Source organism: Escherichia sp. WS1152 (genome assembly GCF_046487665.1).
Classification (GTDB): domain Bacteria; phylum Pseudomonadota; class Gammaproteobacteria; order Enterobacterales; family Enterobacteriaceae; genus Escherichia; species Escherichia coli.
This window is the reverse complement of sequence record NZ_JBJQJA010000064.1, coordinates 1-553: the sequence shown is the minus strand read 5'-3', so window position 1 is coordinate 553 and position 553 is coordinate 1. Positions and strand designations below refer to the sequence as shown.

The 553-nt window shown below is 31.6% G+C and carries 1 pseudogene; it reads left to right on the top strand.

What is annotated here, in order from left to right:
• Positions 1–186: 186 nt before the first annotated feature.
• Positions 187–553 (top strand): annotated as a pseudogene (locus ACJHW7_RS25310) (hypothetical protein); the annotation flags it as partial.

Here is a 553-nt window from a genome sequence, read left to right as displayed (position 1 = left end):
CCAGCTCAGGAGCCTACGGGCCACCAAAGAGTAGGGACACAACTGCGAAGAGAACTGTTATCTGATATAGATTGTTTAGTTCAAAAGATGAAGGCATGATATAACCTATCTATATCGCCTTTGAAAGTGAGAAGAATAGTGGATAGGTTGTACGAACTGGGAAAGAGATTTGATAGATTATTATACATGAGTATTGTTGTTGTTATTTTTAGTTTCCTCACCTGCTCTTTATTAATTACATTAAGCAGCCAAAACCTATTTGCTTTAATAACCTCATACAAAGATATAAAACAACAAATTGAAACAAAAAGAAGAAAAATAGAATTTATCGAAACACAAATTTCAGCTGTTAATGAAAGCGTATCTGATATTCTAGACTTTCGAAAAAGAATAAATAAATCAGAGATGGACACAGTAAGATATAAATCGGAAATAGAAAATAAATTCTTTTCCATTAGAAAAAAAATGATAAATGAGGGATTGCGTGAAATAGACCTTGATGAGGTGAGTTCAATTAATGAGTTAAAATACTTTATGTACGATGTGTTGAAAA